The organism is Fibrobacter sp. UWB4 (assembly GCF_002210345.1).
Taxonomy (GTDB): Bacteria; Fibrobacterota; Fibrobacteria; order Fibrobacterales; family Fibrobacteraceae; genus Fibrobacter.
On the sequence record NZ_MWQI01000009.1, the window covers coordinates 56,058 to 74,983 of the forward strand.

Sequence of the window (18,926 nt, forward strand, 5' to 3'; positions counted from 1 at the left end):
GAGATTATGAAGGTGATGAAGTTTATATCAAATTTTGCAATGCTTGCTTTTGGGCTTGTGTTTTGGGCGTGTACCGAAAATAATACCGCCGGCACGAGTGATGAAAGCGAGGGCATTGTCGCTATCAAGGATCGTGAAATCGCGGGCGTGACGCAGAAGGGGCCGTTCTTGACAGGTTCCTCGTTGACGGTCCAGGAACTCGATGGTGAAACGCTTGCTCAGACTGGGAAAAGCTTTAGAACGAGTGTGAAAAGCGATCGGGGCGATTTTGTGCTTGGTGGTATAAATCTGGTTTCGCCGTATGCCTTGTTGGAAGTGAACGGTTATTATCTGAATGAAGTCTCTTGGAAAAAATCCGAGGGAATGATTGCGTTAAATGCTCTTACGGATTTGTCGGATCGTAGCCATGTGAATGTGAATATTCTGACCCATTTGACGGTAGACCGTATTTTGACTTTGGTTCGACGCGATGGAAAAACATTTGTGGAAGCAAAAAAGCAGGCGGAAAGGGAAGTTCTGAAATCTTTTGCTGTTACGGATGATGTTGGAAATAGCGAAGATTTGGATTTGTTTGAAAATAAAAATGGTTCCGTGTTGCTTGCAATATCTGTTTTGATGCAAGGCGAGAGAGCTGAAGCGGCGTTCTCTGAACTGCTCGCGAAAGCGGCCATTGCATTTGCGGATAGCGGAGTCTGGAATGGACCCGAAAAGGCTGAAGTTGCGGATTGGGCGTTCCTGACAGAAAAGGAATATTGGGATGCAGGTTATGGTGCCACTAGGCCCTTAATCACCGAGATTAAGAAAAATGTGGAGTCTTGGAATGTGGACCCTTTGAAGAGGGAATATTATGCAGATTCTACTTTGGAAGTGTATATGTATGATTTTTGGGTAAAAGAATATGGGCTTGGTGAGTGTAGTGATGAAAACGTGGGTGAAATACGTAATAATGCAGATGAGCATAGCAAGTTCTATAATATGAAGTTTAAATGCGATGGAGACTATCATAAGCATTGGATTTGGATGGGTGTCGCTGATTTTTCGGACTCCGATTCTTCTCGAATAGTTGATTTGCAAGAACAAAAGACATATAAGATGAAACGCTTTGGGGATACCTTTTGGATGATTAGCAATTTGCAGTATGGCCCAAAGCCTTTTAAAAGTGTGTACTTGTACAAGTATGAATCTGCATCGAAAATTTGCCCTGTAGGATCTCGTTTGCCTCGATATGACGAAGTTGAAAATTTGTTGTTACAATATGGTGGTGCCGGGAAAAGTGCTGCTGATTCGTTGATGGCGGTGGATGGCTTCAATGCGCTGCAGGACGGGCCCTTCAGTATAGATTTTTGGTGGTATGATAAAAATGGCCACAGACAAGAATATGAACAAAAGGGTGTCGCGATATGGATTTCGACGACGGATATTTATTCTTATGAAAATTTTGTTTTATGGATTGATTCTGCAGGGGCTGAAATAAAAAAAATTACTGATTATTTCTCTGGCGCTTCTGTTCGCTGTGTTGTTAGTCCAGAATCGGATAAAAAACAGGATGCTCGTGAACAGAAACAATATAGTGCGGACAGCTACATAAAAGATGTGCGCGATGATGAAGTGTACCGTTTTACTGAAATAGATGGCAAATATTGGTTGGCAGAAAACCTACGCTATAGAGAACCTGTGCTGGATACTTCGATGTGCGATGATGATGGCTGCCGTTATTCATGGCTTGAGGCTGTTGCCTCTGATTCCGCTTACAATGTATGTCCCGAAGGTTGGCGTCTTCCAAGTCGGTTTGATTGGGATGAAATGTTGACATTTGTTGCGAATGGAGTGGTTAAGGGGAGTACTTATGATATCGGATATAGATTGTGTGATTATAGAGAATGGGATAAAGGAGACCATATTCTTCAAGGAGAGAATGATCCTTATGATTTTAGTGTAAAATATAATGCAGAACATATTTTTTGGACAAAATCCGACACCACTGTTAAGGAACGTTACGGTGATGAATATATCGAAAGCGCTTGGGTAATCGAGATGCGTGATAAAGAAGCTGGATTAATTCTTGAAAGAAAACAGGATCGCTATTTAGCCGTTCGCTGCGTAAAGGATAAATAAGGAGGCTGGGTATGAAAAAAAGGATGTTGTTCTTTTTGCTTGCTTTGGGAATAGTTCTTTTGGCGTGTTCCGGTGGTGATGTTGTGGGAGGCGTTTTGGATGGCGTTGTTGCGATTAAGAATCGTAAAATTGCAGGTGTTACGCAGAAGGGACCTTTCTTGACGGGATCTTCGGTGACGATCCAGGAACTCGATGGACGAACTTTAGCTCAAACTGGGAAAAGTTTTAAAGCTTTTGTAAAAAGCAATCAAGGTGATTTTGCTATCAAAGGTGTAAGTCTTGTTTCTCAATACGCAATGCTCGAAGTTGAAGGCTATTTTCGAAACGAAATTGCGGGAAAAAGTTCTGATGGAAAGATTCGATTAAACGCCTTGACGGATTTAAGAAAGCGTAATCATGTGAATGTGAACTTGCTTACGCATCTTGAATCGGGTCGAATTCTTAATCTTGTCCAAAAACATGGACTTTCCGTTGATGCCGCAAGAAAACAAGCTGAACAGGAACTTTTTACGTCTTTTGGCTTCATGAATGAAAATGCGGTTCCAGAAGATATGGATATTTTTTCAGAAAAAAATGGTGGTGCGATGCTGCTTGCTGTGAGTGTGCTAATGCTGCAAGACAGTTCAACGGAGGCGGATTTCTCGGAACGGATGTCTAGGGCCGCTTTTGCTTTTGCCGAGAATGGAACATGGTCGGGAACGGATAGAGCGGAAATTGCAGATTGGGCCGTGTATTCCGAAGTTGCAAATGGTTCTGATTTAAGTGTGCTGCAAAGAGTTCGGAAAAATTTGGAATCTTGGAATGAGTCTGTCCCTCCGTTTGAAACGTATATCAACCTTTTTTGGTCTAACGAATATGGATTGGGCGTATGTAGTGATGAAAACTTTCATGAGGTTCGTCCTAACATAAATGAAAACAGCTTGTTTTATCTGGATGAGTTCGTATGTAACTCGAATCATCGCTGGAGCTTGATTGCGTATCGAGAAAATGCAGGCGATATTAATGTTGCTGGCGTTTATTGGGCGCCTAGAAATGTTGGATGTGAGAAACAGAAGTCCCACGTTGGCTATCTTCCAGATCTTATTGATAGTGTTTTAAGGATGGAAGAAATGGAAAAAAAACAATGTATTACTTATGGCGGGTACTTTTATGCATATGATGCTTTGAATGTGTGCCCGGATGGATATCGGTTGCCGACGCAGGAAGAAGCACAAGCTCTGATAGATGCGTATGGTGGAAGTGAAAAAGCGGCCGTTGGCTTGCGATCTGTAGATGGCTTTGCTGCAGTGATGGGGGGGGCGTGTTGAGCATAGGAGTGCCGCTACATCTGAATATATAGGTGTTCACAAGGTAGGCGAATTTTGGATATCGACTTCAATTATGGGTGACCGTTATATTCTGAAAATAGACTCGAATGGGGCTTCCTTTGCTGGAGATTATGGTGCAGCAAGACCTGTTCGTTGCGTAAGGAACTTTTAAAAAAGGAGGATAATCAGATGAAAAAGATGACTTTGTTTGTGCTGTTTATTGCTCTCTGTTTGCTTTGCTGTTGTTCTTCGGAAAATCCAATGGAGGTTCCAGGAGCTGGATTGCATTTTGACGGAACTGTTGATGGCGTTTCGCAAAAAGGTCCTTTTTTGACGGGAGCCACGGTGACCCTTCAGGAACTTGATGCGAAATCCTTGGAACAGACTGGAAAAAGTTTTAAGGGGAAGATTGCAAATGATAAAGGTGAGTTCGCGGTCGATAATGTTGATTTGAACTCCCCGTATGCACTGCTTGTGGCCAATGGGTATTTCCGCAATGAGGTGACGGGTAAAAAATCGGGTGGCACGATAACTTTGATGGCGTTTGCGGATTTGTCGAACTGTTCTCATGTGAATATCAATTTGTTGACCCACTTGGAATATGAGAGAATTCGTGTGTTGTTGGATCAAAAGAAAATGTCTTTCGTAAAAGCCAAAAACAAGGCGGAGCAAGAAATATTCTTAAACTTTTTTAATATGCCAGCTTCTGAAAAAGCTGAAAACTTGAGTATTTTTGAGGATAGTGAAGGAGGCAAGGCTCTGCTTGCGATAAATGTCCTTTTGCTGGGAAATTTAAGTGAACCTGAATTTATGGAACGCTTGGTCGCGTTGAGCGATGATTTTGCTCGTGATGGCGTTTGGGATGATTCTCTTCTCAAAGTGAAAATTGCCGATTATGCTTGTGAGTTGAGCATATGGGGCGAACTTCTGGAAATTCGCAAGAATATAGAAGCTTGGAAAATTGCCGATGTTCCGGCGTTTGAACCTTATGTGAACCGTTTTTGGACGGACCTGTATGGTCTTGGAAAATGCGATGCTTCGAATGTGGGTGTACGCAAGAAGAATGCTAATGAAACCAGTGCTCTCTATGGCATGAATTTTGTCTGTGATAAGGATAGTGGATGGGTTGCAAATAAGAATGAATTTTACGGCGGTTGTGATTCTTGTTCTGTGATGAGGGACCCCCGTGATGGTCATGTGTATAAATATTGGAATGTGGATGGAGTTGACTGGATGGCGTCAAATCTCAGGTTTGATAACGGTGATTTTGAATGCTTCTTTGGGAACTGCGATGCTTATGGTTATCTCTATAAATCTCCTGGAATAAGCATTTATAGTGATGGATCCTACTACAATGACTATGACCCCGACGGTGATCCTGTTGCGGGTATATGCCCTAGTGGCTGGCGTGTTCCTGTATTTGAGCATCTTATACATTTGGACGATGCTGCTTCCAAAAATGACATAAAACAGCTTTTCTCGGAAGCTGAAAGGAATATCATTTTGGCGTCGGGGGCTAATTCGACTTCTTATTGGACTGCTGATGTTTCGTATACGGGATATCGCCGTGCCTTGATTGTAAATAGTGACGGTTATTTTTATTGGTCGATGAAAGAAAAGGGTGATGTCTTCTTCGTCCGTTGCGTCAGAGATTAGTTGAACGATTTTTTCACTATTTGAAACCTCATTAGGAAACTAGCGAGGTCTTTTCATGTTCTCAGAACATACAGTCATGTTCTAAAATATTAGAATTTTTGAAAATTTAGCGAAAATTAGTAAAATCTGACGAAAAACGCCAATTTTATGTTCTGAATACGCCGGAAAAGTTATATTTGTACTCATGAAGGAAATCGTTGAATATACGGATTATCGCAAGTACATCCAGGACTACTATGACGAGCGTAAACGCACATCGGCGTTTTCTTGGCATATGTTTGCGCAGAAGGCGGGTTTTGCGTCGGATGTCTATCTGAAGTATGTTTGCGAGGGAAAGAAAAATCTGAGTGTCGGTTCTGCGGGTTCTGTTGCAAGTGCCATGGGCCTTGTCGGATTTGAACAGACTTACTTTGTCCTGATGGTCTCGTATGCCCATGCGAAAGATGACAAGACGAAGCGCGCTGCATTTGAAGAACGCTGTGCGCTTGCGAATGCGCACAAGATGCGTGTTCTTGGGGATGAAGAGTTCAATTATTTCAAATCGTGGAAAAATTCCGTGATTCGAGAATTGGCTCCGCACATGCCCGGCGCAAAGCCTCTCGAAATGGCGCGAGCTTGCAAGCAGAAGATTTCGGCAACGGAAGTTTCCGAGACGCTTGATTTTTTGGTGAAGGCAAAGCTTTTAAAGAAGGACAAAAACGGAAACTACCAGCAAACAGATAAGGCCATCAGGATGGCGCCTGTGGAGGCGGTTCCCTTGGCGGCTCGTGATTTGCAGCGCCAGATGGGAGAGTTTGCGATACAGTCGCTTGATTTGCCTCTTTCTGAACGCATGATGTCGGGCTATACGCTTGGTCTTACGCGTCGTGCGTACGAACGCATCAAAAAAGAGACGGAAGATTATTACCGCCGCGTGGTGGCGATTGCGACTGAGGAAGATGAAACGGAACAGGTTTACCGCTTGAACGTGCAGTTGTTCCCGCTGAGCGAACGCTTGAATAAAAATGAAACGGATTTAAATAAGGACAAAACGAAATGAGATGGAATGTGTATAAAAGATTTAGAAATGGCCTTGCAAATGCATTGTCGATTGCCGTGGCGACTGTCTTTATGGCGGGTTGTTCCGATGTTGACGTCGCTGGCGGAGCTTCGGGTGATGCTGGCGTCGTTGCGATTAAGGATCGTGAAATTGCAGGCGTGACGCAGAAGGGGCCGTTTGTTGCGGGGTCTGCGGTGACCGTGCTTGGAATCGATTGCAAGTCGATGAAGCTCTCGGACGAGCATTTTGAAGGCGAGGTCAAGAGCGAAAAGGGTGACTTTACGGTGGATGATGTTTCACTCAAGTCGTCGTGCGCAGTGCTTGAGGCTACGGGAAAGTACCGCAGCGAAATTACCGGCAAGATGTCGTCGGGTGAAATTACGCTCCATGCGCTGACAGACCTTAAGGACCGCAAGAACGTGAACGTCAATGTGATTACCGAGCTGGAATACGAACGCGTGATGTATCTTGTGACCGAAAAGAAGATGAATTTCGCGGATGCAAAAAAACAGGCCGAAAAAGAAGTGCTTGCAGCTTTCGGTATCGCGGGCAACTTTGATAGTTCCGAAGACTTGAACATTTTCGGAAAGGGTGACGGGAACGCGGCTCTGCTTGCTGTGAGTGTGCTGTTGCAGGCGGAAACGGATGTGGCCGGAATCGAGAAACGCCTTGAAAAGTTTGCGGATTCGTTTGCGGAAACTGGCAAGTGGAATGATTCTTCCGCAAAGACTGCAATTGAAAAGTGGCGAGTTGCCGCTATGGCTGACGGTACTCTTGATTCGATTCGCAAGAATGTCGAAAGCTGGGGCTATGCCGATGAAGCGCCTGATTTCGAGAAATATATCGAAACCTTCGGTGACTCTGTTACCCTGGGCAGTGAATACGACGCAACTGCAAATACGCTGAAAGACTTGCGCGACGGCCAGACTTACAGAACCGTAAAAATCGGCGATCAGGTGTGGATGGCCGAGAACTTGAACTTTGAAACAGCGTTCAGTTCTTGCTACAACGATAGTGCAGAGTATTGCGAAAAGTATGGCCGGTTGTACACCTGGGCCACGGCGGTGGGCAAGTCGGAGGATGAGTGCGGGGTAGGAAAGGAATGTAATCTGCCATCTGGGAATATTCGTGGTGTTTGCCCCGATGGATGGTATTTGCCTAGCGAAGATGATTTTGTGGCTTTAATCAAGGCCGTGGGTGACGAAAAAGGAGCTGGCTCTAAACTGAAGTCTACCGATGGCTGGAATGACGATGATGGTGAAAGCGGCAACGGCACTGACGCTTTCGGGTTCTCGGCGCTGGCTGCAGGCTTCGGCCATCCGGGTTACTATGGCGTGGGTTACACTACGAGCTTCTGGGGTTCTACGGAGTGCGGTAGCGAGGGTGTTCCGGAGACCGGTAACGGCTGCGCGTATGCGATGTACTTGGACTATGACGATGTCAACGTAAGCTTCAGGGGTTATGCCGCTAAGGACTTTGGGTACTCTGTCCGCTGCGTCAAACGTGATGACGGAACTGTTCCGGCATCCAGCAGCGGTTCCGCAAAGGCGGATGCCGGCAGTAAATACGACGCCTCTGCAAATACGCTGAAAGACTTGCGCGATGGCCAGACTTACAGAACTGTAAAAATCGGTGGTCAGGTATGGATGGCGGAGAACTTGAACTACGAAGTGGAGAATAGTATCTGTTATGAAAATTCCGCGGATAGCTGCGCCAAGTATGGCCGCTTATACACTTGGGCTGCGGCTATGGATTCCATAAAGACAGGCTGTGGTTATGGAGTGGCTTGCTCGCAGACTTTGCCAGCCCAGGGTGTTTGCCCAAGCGGCTGGCACTTGCCCAGTAATACTGAATGGAGTGCGCTGATCATGGAAGCGGGTGGACCAATTGTTGCAGGAGTGCATCTCAAGGCTCGGACGGACTGGTACAGAACGGGAAGAGGCACGGATGCCTTTGGTTTTACTGCGCTCCCTGCGGGTCTATGGAACAACGATGGCGGTTTTTACAACTCTGTTTACGAAACTCTTTTCTGGAGTTCTACTGAGGTCGATAGTATCAAAGTGTACACTTTGAACTTGGACTACAGCGAGAAGGGAGCGGGTATAGCCTTCGCTGGTAAGGACTACGATGCGCGTTCGGTTCGTTGCTTAAAGAATAATGATTCTGTAGTAAGTAGTTCCAGTAGTTCTGTGGCTTCTAGCAGCAGCGTTAAGATTGCGTTGGCCTGCAAGTCTCGGTATCAGGATGATTGCAAATATGATACCCTGACTGATGAACGCGACGGCAAGGTTTACAAGACCGTAAAAATCGGCAATCAGGTGTGGATGGCTGAAAACTTGAATTATGCGTCCTTGCAACCTACGGATAGTTTGGATTCGACCAGTTTCTGTTACGAGAATGATCCCGATAATTGTGAAGAGGATGGTCGTCTGTATCTATGGAGCGCGGTCATGGATAGTGCTGCGACATGGAGCGATAATGGTAAAGGCTGCGGTTACGGTGTTGTCTGTTCTCCGACGTTCCCTGTACGTGGAGTTTGCCCGGCTGGCTGGCATGTGCCGACTCGTGATGAAGTGATAGAATTATTAGATGCTGTTGGTGGAGTAGATGTCGCGGGAGATATGCTCATATCTGAATATTCAGGTTGTATAGATGAAGTGGATCTTTATGGTTTTTCGTTCCGCCCTACAGGTCGCAAGAGAAGTAGCGGGTACTATGACGATGATGGTGAGTATGGGTATATGTGGACAACAACGGATGACTATTGGAATTCAGACGAGTTTTTCCTCAAAAATAACGAACCGTTCGAACTTGTTGCGGCATTCTCCATGTCGAAAGCGGGAGGCAATCTTGGTATACACGGAGGATACAAAAATATGGGTTTCCCCGTCCGCTGCATCAAGGACTAGATTTTAGAAAAGGAAGAATAGCTTATGTTCACGGAAAAGAATTCAATTTTTAAGTGGTGTAGTTTCTTTGGGATTCTTGCAATGAGCGCCATGTTCTGGGCGTGTTCCGATAATGTTGCTGGTGGCGCTTCGGGTGATGCAGGCGTCGTTGCAATCAAGGATCGTGACATTGCGGGTGTTTCGCAGAAGGGACCGTTTGTCACGGGTTCTGCGGTGACCGTGCAGGAATTGGACGGCATCACGCTCAAGCAAACTGGCAAGAGTTTCAAGGGAACTATCAAGAGTGACAAGGGCGACTTTGCCATCAAGGATATCAATTTGCAATCGCAGTACGCGATTCTTGAAGCTAACGGTTATTACCGTGACGAAATCTCTGGCAAGAAGTCTTCGGGAACGGTGACGCTCCGTGCGCTCACGGATCTTTCAAACCGCAAGACGGTGAATATCAACTTGCTCACGCATTTGGAATACGAACGTGTGAAGTTCCTCGTGACCGAGAAGAAGAAACCCATTGCTGAGGCGAAGGCTCAGGCGGACGAAGAGATCCTTGCGGCGTTCGGCATTGAGGGCGATTTCGGGAAGCCCGAAGACTTGAACATCTTCGAATCAGGCGATGGCAACGCGGCGCTCCTTGCGGTGAGCGTGTTGATGCAAAGCGATATCGATGTGGCGGGGCTTACCGAACGCATGGGCGAGTTTAGCATTGCTCTTGCAGAAGGTGGCAGCTGGGATGATGCCGATACCAAAACCGCAATTGCGGATTGGGCTTGCGATGTAGACCTTAAGGGATCTCTTGCGAATGTGCGCAAAAATGTTGAGAGCTGGAAATATGCGGATTCCGTGCCTTTATTCGAAAAGTACGTGACGAACTTCTGGTGGGATAATTACGGTCTCGGTGTTTGCAACGCAAAACGCGAAAACGAAACCAAGCGTAATGTGAACAAGCTGAGCAAACTGTACAACGAATACTTCGTGTGCGAAAAAGGACTCTGGCATATTCCGGGCGATGATGCGAAATTCAGCTCTTCGTCTTGGAGTGGAGGGGCTAGCAGCTTTGGCGATGGGTCGTCGAGTTCGATTTATGATCCGTTTGTCAGCTCTTCTTCGAGTATGCCCGAAGATACGATTCCGCCTCTTCCTGCGGATCTCGATTTCTTCGATTCGACATATTCGTTCGACGGCTATAGAAGCTTTGGCGAAGGCAAGCAGGAAGTGTGGTTCCTCACCTCCCCGGGACGACTGGTTAACGACCGTGAAAGACGGGATTCCATCGCGAGTGCGTTGGTAAATCTGATGGGGACGCGTGGATTCGCTTTTGAAGGCATCATAAATAATGATTCCTTGGATAATGTGAGGTGCGATACGCTGTCGTATGTCTATTCGTTGAAAAAAGAAAACGTAGTCTACAAGATTTCCATTACGAAAGAATTAGGTATGGGCATTATGTATGGCTCCAGCTATTTCTTCAAGGTGAAGGTCGTGGTACTGAAAGATGGCTTCGAGGAAATGCCGACGACTGATTATAGCTCGATACGCTTCTTTAAGGATTTCCCGGAAGAACTTGCCTTTATGGAAGAATATTCCTCGACGAAGGTCCGTGCAGATTATGATGACGATTCCCTTATGATTAGGTGGCAGTTCCGTCGGAACGTCGATTCGACAAAATCGCAGCAGTACCAGTTCCTTCCTGAACTGGCAAAAGAAAAGGCTGCCGAGGAGGCGTTTGAACCGTTTCTGGAAGCCTTGCCCGATAATGGCTTTACATTTGTGAAGTCGGATTCGTTGGGTCGGAATTCTAATATGAGCGATACGGTTGTCGTCCGCTATTTTTACGAAATGGAAACGCCTGCCGCGAGGTTTATGCTTCGCGCTGAAGTAGGGACTGTCGGTTATCCGTTTTTTGGAGTGTCGTATACGTTTAAGTATGGCTATACCGTAGATGTCAATGTCTACTATAAGCAGAAACCGGAACGCAAAGGAAAATCTGAATAAAGTCGCGTTAAAAGGAAAAGTGAAAAAGACCTCGTTAGGAAACTAGCGGGGCCTTTTTTGTATTCCTGGAATACGTGTTTTGTATTCCAAAATGCTAAAATTTGCGTAAATTTTGAGAAAATGGTAAAATTTGACTAAAAACGCCATTTTTGTATTCCGAAATTTGTGGAAATGTCTATATTTGTACACATGAAGGAGATTGTTGAATACACAGACTACCGCAAGTTCATCCAGGATTACTACGATGAACGCAAGCGCAACTCGGCTTTTACGTGGCGCGAGTTTGCCCGCGATGCGGGATTTTCGTCGGCTGTGTATTTGAAGTACGTTTGCGAGGGCAAAAAGAATCTGAGTGTTGGGGCGGCTGGGTCCGTTGCTGCGGCAATGGGGCTTGCCGGGTTCGAGCAAACGTACTTTGTCTTGATGGTTTCGTATGCGCATGCGAAAGATGACAAGGCGAGACGTGCCGCGTTCGAGGAACGTTGTGCGCTCGCGCATGCCCACAAGGTGCGTGTGCTCGGGAACGAGGAATTTGATTATTTCAAGTCGTGGAAAAATCCGGTGCTGCGCGAGATTGCTCCGCACATGCCGGGTGCAAAGCCTCTTGAAATGGCTCGTAAGTGCAAGCCGCAGATTTCTGCGGCGGAGGTTTCCGATACGCTTGACTTTTTGGTACGCGCGAAGCTCTTGAAGAAGGACAAGAGCGGAAACTACGAACAGACGGACAAGTCGTTATCGATGGGGTCGGTCGATGTTGCGCCTGTGGCGGCCCGCGATATGCAACGCCAGATGGGGGAATTTGCGGTGAAGGCTCTGGACCTGCCGCTTTCGGAACGTGACATGTCGGGGCTTACCATGGGGCTTACGCGCCGTGCTTATGAAAAAATCAGGAAGGAAATCGCGGATTTTCGCCGCCGCATTGTGGCGCTCGCGAGTGAAGAGGACGATACGGAACAAGTTTACCGTCTGAATTTGCAGCTGTTCCCGCTGAGCGAACGTCTTGACGATAATTCGGCAAGCTCGGTTTCGGGTGATGGTGTTGGGAAAAGAAAGGAGAACGGTAATGATTGATTGGTGTCGGATGCCGGCTCAAGGATTAGAGTTTAAAAAGGAGAAAGAATCGTGAAAAAACTTATAAGTAAATCGATTGCTTTGTTTATGGCAATTGTTTTGGCTGGCCTGCTTGCCGCTTGCTCGGATGGAAGAGTTGCTGGCGGCGTCACGGAAGATGCGGGGCTTGCCATCAAGGACTTGGATGTAGCGGGCTTGGCGCAAAAGGGGCCGTTTGTCAAGGGTTCTGCGGTGACGGTGCAGGGTGTTGACTGCAAGACGATGAAGTTCACGGAAGAGAAATTCTCGGGGAAGGTCAAGAGCAACAAGGGCGACTTTGACGTTGATGACGTGAATCTCTCGGCATCTTGCGCTTTGTTCGAAGTGTCCGGCTACTATCTCAATGAAGTTTCCGGTGAAAAGTCTTCGGATAAGTTGACGCTCCATGCGATTACGGATTTGAACGACAGAAAGTCTGTAAACATCAACGTGCTCACGGAATTGGAATACGAGCGCGTGATGAAGCTTGTCTCCGAAGAGAAGATGTCCTTTGACGATGCAAAAATGCAGGCCGAAAAGGAAGTCCTCGCGTCACTTGGTGTGATGGACCGTTTTGAATCGTTTGAAGGCATGAGCATTTATGAAAAGGGCGAAGGAAACGCAACTCTCCTTGCGACGAGTGTGCTGTTGCAGTCGGATCTGGATGCAGAAAAGCTGGCAGGCCGTATGGATGACATTGCATCGTCCATCACGAAAAACGGCGAATGGAACGACGAAAAGGCAAAAACGGAAATGGCTGACTGGGCGGCAACCGCAAAGTCCGATGGCAAATACGAAGCGGTTCGCAAAAACCTTGAAAAATGGAGCGGCTCTGATGAAATTCCCGAATTTGAAAAGGTCGTAGAAATGTATGGGGCCGATTCTACAATGACGGATTCCCGCGATGGCAAGGTTTACAGAACCGTGAAAATTGGTAATCAGGTCTGGATGGCGGAAAACCTGAACTTTAAAGTAGACTGCAGTTACTGCTATAATGATTCCGCAGAATATTGTACAAAGTACGGTCGCCTTTATTCATGGGCTGCTGCGAATAGAGCATGCCCTGACGGCTGGCACTTGCCGACAATGGACGAATTTGATACGTTGTTTGCTGCGGCCGGCGGGGAATCTATAGCGGGCAAGAAACTGAAGTCCGCTAGCGGCTGGAGAAATGGCGGCAACGGCACGGATGATTTTGGCTTCACTGCGTTGCCCGCTGGCATCAGATACGGCAAAGAAGTCTACTACAACTACGAGGGCGATCACGCGAATTTCTGGAGTTCTGTAAAGAACGGTAACGATAGCGCGAAATATGTGAACATGTTCTACGATTACGATAATGCTCGCCCGCTCGTCCACGATAAGAATGATGGAATGTCGGTTCGTTGCCTGAAGGGTGAATCGACGGCCAAAGTAGAAACTGAGGTTCCTTCCGGATGGAGCTGGGATGTGCCCAAGGAATTGCGCTTTAATCCGAATATCAAATATGATACGATGATTGACCCGCGCGACAAGCAGGTGTATAAGATTGTGAAGATTTCGCCCAAAGGGAGCGATTATTCACAAGTGTGGATGGCCGAAAACCTGAACTATGCCGATAGCGTCAAGACGCCGAGCTTGAAAGGCCAAAACTGGTGCTACAATAATGATGAGAAAAATTGTAAGGTAAGCGGTCGCTATTACACTTGGGCGGCGGCGATAGACTCTGTGGCTTTGGCAAACGATTCAAAGAATCCGCTGAATTGCGGTTATGGCAAGACGTGTGGAATTAATCGCGGAGTGCAGGGAATTTGCCCTGACGGATGGCATTTGCCGACGCTCCATGAATGGGGATTGTTGAGCGTAGCTCTGGGGAATGCTGGCGTGGCCGGAGATAGCCTCAAGGCGCTGACTGGCTGGGATTACGCCGGAACGGCTGACAATAACGGCGTAGATGCCTATGGATTTGCGGCGCTTCCGACCGGAAGGATGGTTTCTACATCTAGCTGGAGCAATGTTGGTTCTAATGTTTATTATTGGAGTTCCGAAGAGGATGGTACGTATGAAGCGCAATATTCGAATATAAACAACATTTATACTAAATTCTATTTGTTCCAAGGTTCAAAAAAATATGGACAGAGTGTACGTTGCATCAAGGGTGATCCTTCGACTGCAGCGATTAAATCTTCTTCAAGTTCTAGTGTTGACGAAACGAAGTCTAGCAGCAGTTCTGCAAAATTGAGTAGCAGTGCGGCTGTGTCTAGCAGTAGCTATGTTGTGACGAAAGAATGGAGCTGGGATGTTCCCAAAGAAGCCCGCTTTAATCCGAATATCAAGTACGACTCGATGATTGACCCGCGTGACAAGCGTGTGTACAAGGTGGTGAAAATCGAAGTGAAAGAAAGGGATTATTCGAAGGTCTGGATGGCGGAAAACCTGAACTATTCTGATAGCGTCAGGACCCCGAGCTTGAAGGGCAAAAGCTGGTGCTACCGTGACAGTGCAAAATATTGCGAAGTGTCGGGTCGCTATTACACTTGGGCTGCCGCAATTGACTCGGTGGCGCTTGTCTCTGATACGGTTGCTCCGTTAGATTGCGGCTATGGCAAGACTTGCGAACTTGGCGAGCAACGTATACAAGGAATTTGCCCAGACGGTTGGCACTTGCCGAATCGCGATGAATGGGGTTGGTTGAGCGTTTACTTAGGGAACGCGGGCGTGGCTGGCGATACCCTCAAGGCTTTGACTGGATGGGATTATGCCGGGACAGAAAATAATAACGGCGTGGATGCCTATGGATTTACGGCGCTCCCGACCGGAAGAAGAGTCTCTGAAACTAGCTGGCGTAATATTGGTTCTGATGTTTATTATTGGACTTCCCAAGAGGAAGATGCGTATGAAGCGCAGTATTCGAACATGAATAACCAATACACCAAATTCTATTTGTACCAAGGCTCAAAAACTTATGGACAAAGTGTCCGTTGCGTGAAGGATTAAAAACGTTCTTTGAACTCCTGTACTTGGGAGTTGGAAGGTGTCTAGGAGTAGGTCCCGCTATGAAAAATGGCGGGATCTTTTTTACGAGTCGTTTATGACTCACAAAATGTGTAGGCGGAAATCCTGCGTACGGTTGATCGCGGAATGAAAAAAGACCTTGCGAAAGCAAGGTCTTTTTCGGGTGGATGACCGGACTCGAACCGGCAACATCCAGAATCACAATCTGGGACTCTAACCAATTGAGCTACATCCACCATGTAGCGAGACCAAATATAAAAAAGCCATCCCAAATTTCAAGGGATGGCAACAACTTTTTTCCAAAAAATTTGTTTTTAGTGCGCTGCGACTACTTTTTCTGCATGATTCGGAGGAAATTTGCACGCTTGAAGTCGTTTCTGTGTTCCATGCAGAAGCGCGGGTAGACGTACTGCTTCGGGAACATGCGGATCGTGAACGTGTTGTTGCAGCCTTCGAGGCAGCACTTGAATTCCAGGTCCATGGCTTCCGTGTAGTTGTGGCGGAAAATAATGTTCTTGGATTCGATGTTCTCGATATCCTTCTTTTGCTTTTGGCGCTGCTTGATGTCGCGGTGCAGTTCGCAGTACTTCGCGATCGGGTGACCCCAGAATTCACGGCCGCAGCCGGGTTCCTGGCAGACTTTGAGCTTGATGCGTTTCTTCTTTTTGTACTTAGGTAATTGCATAGTGACCTCAATTAGTAGTAAAGATAGTAAAAAATGGTGTTTTTGTAAAAATTTTCGCTTTTGTGAGGGGTGTTTAGGGTCAAATTCGCGAAAAAAAGCGTGTTATATAAGTAGGATCATTTAAAAAAGGAGTCTTATGAAGCTTTTTTGGGTTTTGGCGGTAGCGGCAGTGATTAACGGCTGCATGTACGTGAGCGGGTCGGCGGAGGGTGAATCGACGATGCATGTGGCGGCAATCGATGTGGGGCAGGGGCTTGCGGTGCTTCTCGAATATGGCGGGCGCTATGCGATGTACGATTTCGGGCCCGATTCGGTCGGCGTGGTGGATTCGCTTTTGGCGCGCGGGATCGATACGCTAGAGTGGGTGGTGCTGAGCCATAACCATCGGGACCATATTGGCGGATTTTTGGAGCTTGCGGGGCGGGGCGTTTTTGTGCGGCGCCTGTACGTGGGGCCGGATACGGCGGGCGGCTTTTTTCGCGATAGCGTCTTGCGGGTGGCGAGAGCGCTTGGAACGCCGGTGGATACGCTATTGCGAGGCGGGAACGTAAGTTTTGGGGGTGGGGTTAATGGCTCTGCTGACGGGGAATGCCCGCGCTTTGAAGTGCTGTGGCCGGCGAGCTATTTGCGCGTGGGCGAGAATCGTGCGAGTGTGGTTTTGCTCGGGAAGTTTGGAGCGAGCAAGCTGCTTTTGACGGGCGACCTGGATTCCGTGGGCGAGCGCCATTTGCTCGAGATGAACCCGACGCTTTCGGCGGAACTTTTGCAGGTGGCGCATCATGGTTCGGCAGGGAGCAATACGTTAAGCTTCTTGTCGCAGGTGTCGCCCAAGTACGCGTTCGTGAGTGCGGGACAGGGGAATCGCTACGGGCATCCCGCGCCATCTGTTGTGCGCAAATTGAACTTGGTGCTTGGCGATTCTACGAAACTTTACCGCACCGATTTGCAAGGTTCCGTCCGCTTTGAACTCTCGCCTAGCATGGGCATTTTGCACTAGAAATAACTGGATTCTTCCACTATCGCTTCGCTCTAGAGTCAGAATGACGGGAGTCGTGACGGTATCGCGATAGGGAAAGTGTCATTCCCGCTTCCGAGCACTGTCATTCCGCACCCCGATGCGGAATCTCCATCTCGTTTGTTGCGCTTTGTCCTCCCGGACTCCGTTCCGGGATCGCCATCTCGTCATCCTGAATGAGCATGTTATTCCGCACTCGTCATCCTGAAGGAACGAAGTGACTGAAGGATCCAGTTATTTTTTATATTGCAATTTGTTTCGCATTTTGGGTATTCGCGAGGTTTTCGAGGGTTATGGTTCACAAAATTCACATCCCGGTGATGGGCATTTGCTATACGGCGGACACGCCGATTCGTGTAGCGCATTTGGGAATCACGTCGGTAATTTCGCTTGTGGACGATGGACTCCTCGAAGAATACCGCATGGCTTACGCGGAGCGCTTGGGCCTTGATTTGGGCTCTCCGCAGACAACCCGCATTGGCCGCATCCGTTCGTATCTGGATTTTGTTGCAGACGAAGTAGAGCGCAAGTTTACGCGTCTTTGTGCTTGCCGCTTTGATGGCGGTAGCGACAAGGACCTTTATTTTCTGATGCTCCCGCTGGATTCCAGACTCCGCGTGGAATACGATGGCATTTTTGCAAAGACGGGGCTTGCCCGCATTGCGGCCGAGGCTGCGCTTACCGAGAAAATGGAACCGGGTGAAATTCAGGCGAACATCATGGTTGGCTTGAATCATGACGAGGCCGCGTTCGATGCCGTTCGCGGCTTTACCGCTTCGAAGGTGGCGGGGGCGCTTGTGCTCAGCGCGGGCGTGAACTTGTCCGTCTTCGAAGAAATTGCAAAGTGCAAGGATTTTTACAGGACGGGTGCAAGATCTCCGAAAAAGAAGATTATCCTGAAAGTCTCGGATTACCGCTCGGCGCTCATCCAGGGCCGCTATTTGGCAAAGAAGGGTCTGGAAGTTTACGAATACCGCATTGAATCGGGCGTGAACTGCGGCGGTCATGCGTTTTTTGAATCCAAGAAGTTGTTGCTTGAGGTTGTCCGGGAATTTGTCGAAAAGCGTAAAGAACTTTTCGAAACCACGCGCTCGATGATTGCGAAGTTCGCGGATTCTTGTGATACGGGGGGGAATGCTGCAAATGCATCAGCGTCAAGTGCCGCGAGCAGTTCTGTTTCGAGTGCCGCGACTGTTCCTGTGCAAGGAATTCTTCCGCCGCCGTCGCCTGCGCGGATTACCGCGCAGGGCGGGCTTTGCGCCCCCGAAGACATTGCTCAAGTCTTGTCGCTCGGGATTGATGGCGTGGGTGTCGGAACCCCGTTCTTGCTTGTACCGCAGGCGACCAGCGTTGATAAGGAAACGCGCCGATTGCTTGTGGGCGCAAAGCCCGAAGATGTTTGCATCAGTCATGCGTCACCGCTCGGCATCCCGTTCGTGAATCTGCAAACATCGACGGCGGCAAGAATCTGTGAGCAAAAGATTCAGGAATATTTTGCTCCAGAATCAGAAAAGTCCGGGATTCCTGAATTGAAGCCTGGATTCCTGTGCCGTCAGCATTACCTTTGCCAAAATATCCCCGGCTTTGACCATCCCGTTTGCATGGCTTCGCGTGAGTACGTGATGCACCGCCTGGCCGAAATCGATGCTTTGGAAAAAGAGGATATTGAGGCTTGTCAAATGCGCCCGTACAATGCGGATGTCGAAGAATTGCAAAATGTTTCGCAGGAACGTGGCTTGCTCGAATCTTCCATTCGTCGAAAGTATGACAAGCTCCGCCGCGTCACGCTTTCGCGTGAATGCATCTGCCGATTCCTCGGGAATGCCGGCCGCGAAGAAATCCGCGAGAAAAGCCCGTCGCTCCATTACCAGCCGGAATGTGTTGCCGTCGCTCGTGGCTCGCAGCCCGCTCGCACTCGCGAACCGATTACCATTTGCCCGAATCCAGACATTGGCTATTTCGATCGCGAGTACACGCTTCTGGAAATGATGCAGCACCTTTATGGCACAGGCCGGCGCCTTACGCCTAAAGACAAACCAAGCGCCTTCGAGGTCGAAGAACGCTTGCTGAAGAATGTGCTATTGTAAATGCTCAGAATGACGCGGGGCGTTTCCTATTACGTTTT

Annotated in this window: 11 protein-coding genes and 1 tRNA gene; 10 read left to right on the plus strand and 2 right to left on the minus strand. The window is 47.9% G+C overall.

The genetic code is table 11. The features are described from left to right. The first annotated feature begins 6 nt into the window (after positions 1–6). The 8 genes from B7990_RS12530 to B7990_RS15150 all read left to right on the plus strand — a co-directional run bounded on the left by B7990_RS12530 (position 7) and on the right by B7990_RS15150 (position 15,083). Complete coding sequence (locus tag B7990_RS12530; RefSeq protein ID WP_088641260.1) at positions 7–2,115, plus strand: FISUMP domain-containing protein; 2,109 nt, start codon at positions 7–9, stop codon at positions 2,113–2,115. Positions 2,116–2,126: 11 nt separating this feature from the next. Next, a complete protein-coding gene (locus tag B7990_RS12535; protein WP_088641261.1) occupies positions 2,127–3,422 on the plus strand; it encodes an FISUMP domain-containing protein in 1,296 nt (431 codons plus the stop codon). A 189-nt stretch (positions 3,423–3,611) separates the two neighbouring features. Beyond that, positions 3,612–5,078, plus strand: coding sequence for an FISUMP domain-containing protein (locus tag B7990_RS12540; protein ID WP_088641262.1), 1,467 nt, complete (start codon positions 3,612–3,614; stop codon positions 5,076–5,078). Between the two features lie 184 nt (positions 5,079–5,262). Then, complete coding sequence (locus B7990_RS12545; RefSeq protein WP_088641263.1) at positions 5,263–6,117, plus strand: TIGR02147 family protein; 855 nt, start codon at positions 5,263–5,265, stop codon at positions 6,115–6,117. After that, on the plus strand, positions 6,114–9,026 hold the full coding sequence (locus B7990_RS12550) for an FISUMP domain-containing protein (RefSeq protein WP_088641264.1): 2,913 nt from the start codon (positions 6,114–6,116) through the stop codon (positions 9,024–9,026). The genes B7990_RS12545 and B7990_RS12550 overlap by 4 nt, the downstream gene beginning before the upstream one ends. Positions 9,027–9,050: 24 nt before the next feature. Beyond that, positions 9,051–11,018, plus strand: a complete 1,968-nt coding sequence (locus B7990_RS12555) for a hypothetical protein (protein ID WP_088641265.1) — start codon at positions 9,051–9,053, stop codon at positions 11,016–11,018. A gap of 171 nt (positions 11,019–11,189) precedes the next feature. Continuing rightward, complete coding sequence (locus tag B7990_RS12560; protein WP_088641266.1) at positions 11,190–12,089, plus strand: TIGR02147 family protein; 900 nt, start codon at positions 11,190–11,192, stop codon at positions 12,087–12,089. A gap of 51 nt (positions 12,090–12,140) precedes the next feature. Then, positions 12,141–15,083 carry a fibrobacter succinogenes major paralogous domain-containing protein gene (locus tag B7990_RS15150; RefSeq protein WP_368668133.1) on the plus strand — a complete coding sequence of 981 codons (2,943 nt, stop codon included), beginning with the start codon at positions 12,141–12,143 and terminating at the stop codon, positions 15,081–15,083. Positions 15,084–15,263: 180 nt separating this feature from the next. Here B7990_RS15150 and B7990_RS12575 read toward each other — a convergent pair. Together B7990_RS12575 and B7990_RS12580 are read right to left on the minus strand one after the other, a co-directional pair. Beyond that, positions 15,264–15,337 (minus strand) — tRNA-His (locus tag B7990_RS12575). A 92-nt stretch (positions 15,338–15,429) separates the two neighbouring features. Continuing rightward, complete coding sequence (locus B7990_RS12580; RefSeq protein WP_014546294.1) at positions 15,430–15,786, minus strand: hypothetical protein; 357 nt, start codon at positions 15,784–15,786, stop codon at positions 15,430–15,432. Between the two features lie 136 nt (positions 15,787–15,922). On the opposite strand from B7990_RS12580, the gene B7990_RS12585 reads away from it, so the two are divergent. Both B7990_RS12585 and B7990_RS12590 read left to right on the plus strand, forming a co-directional pair. Further along, positions 15,923–16,783 (plus strand): ComEC/Rec2 family competence protein, encoded by an 861-nt coding sequence (locus B7990_RS12585; RefSeq protein WP_088641267.1) that lies wholly within the window; start codon positions 15,923–15,925, stop codon positions 16,781–16,783. Between the two features lie 311 nt (positions 16,784–17,094). After that, a complete protein-coding gene (locus tag B7990_RS12590; RefSeq protein WP_088641268.1) occupies positions 17,095–18,888 on the plus strand; it encodes a hypothetical protein in 1,794 nt (597 codons plus the stop codon). The last annotated feature ends 38 nt before the right edge of the window (positions 18,889–18,926 follow it).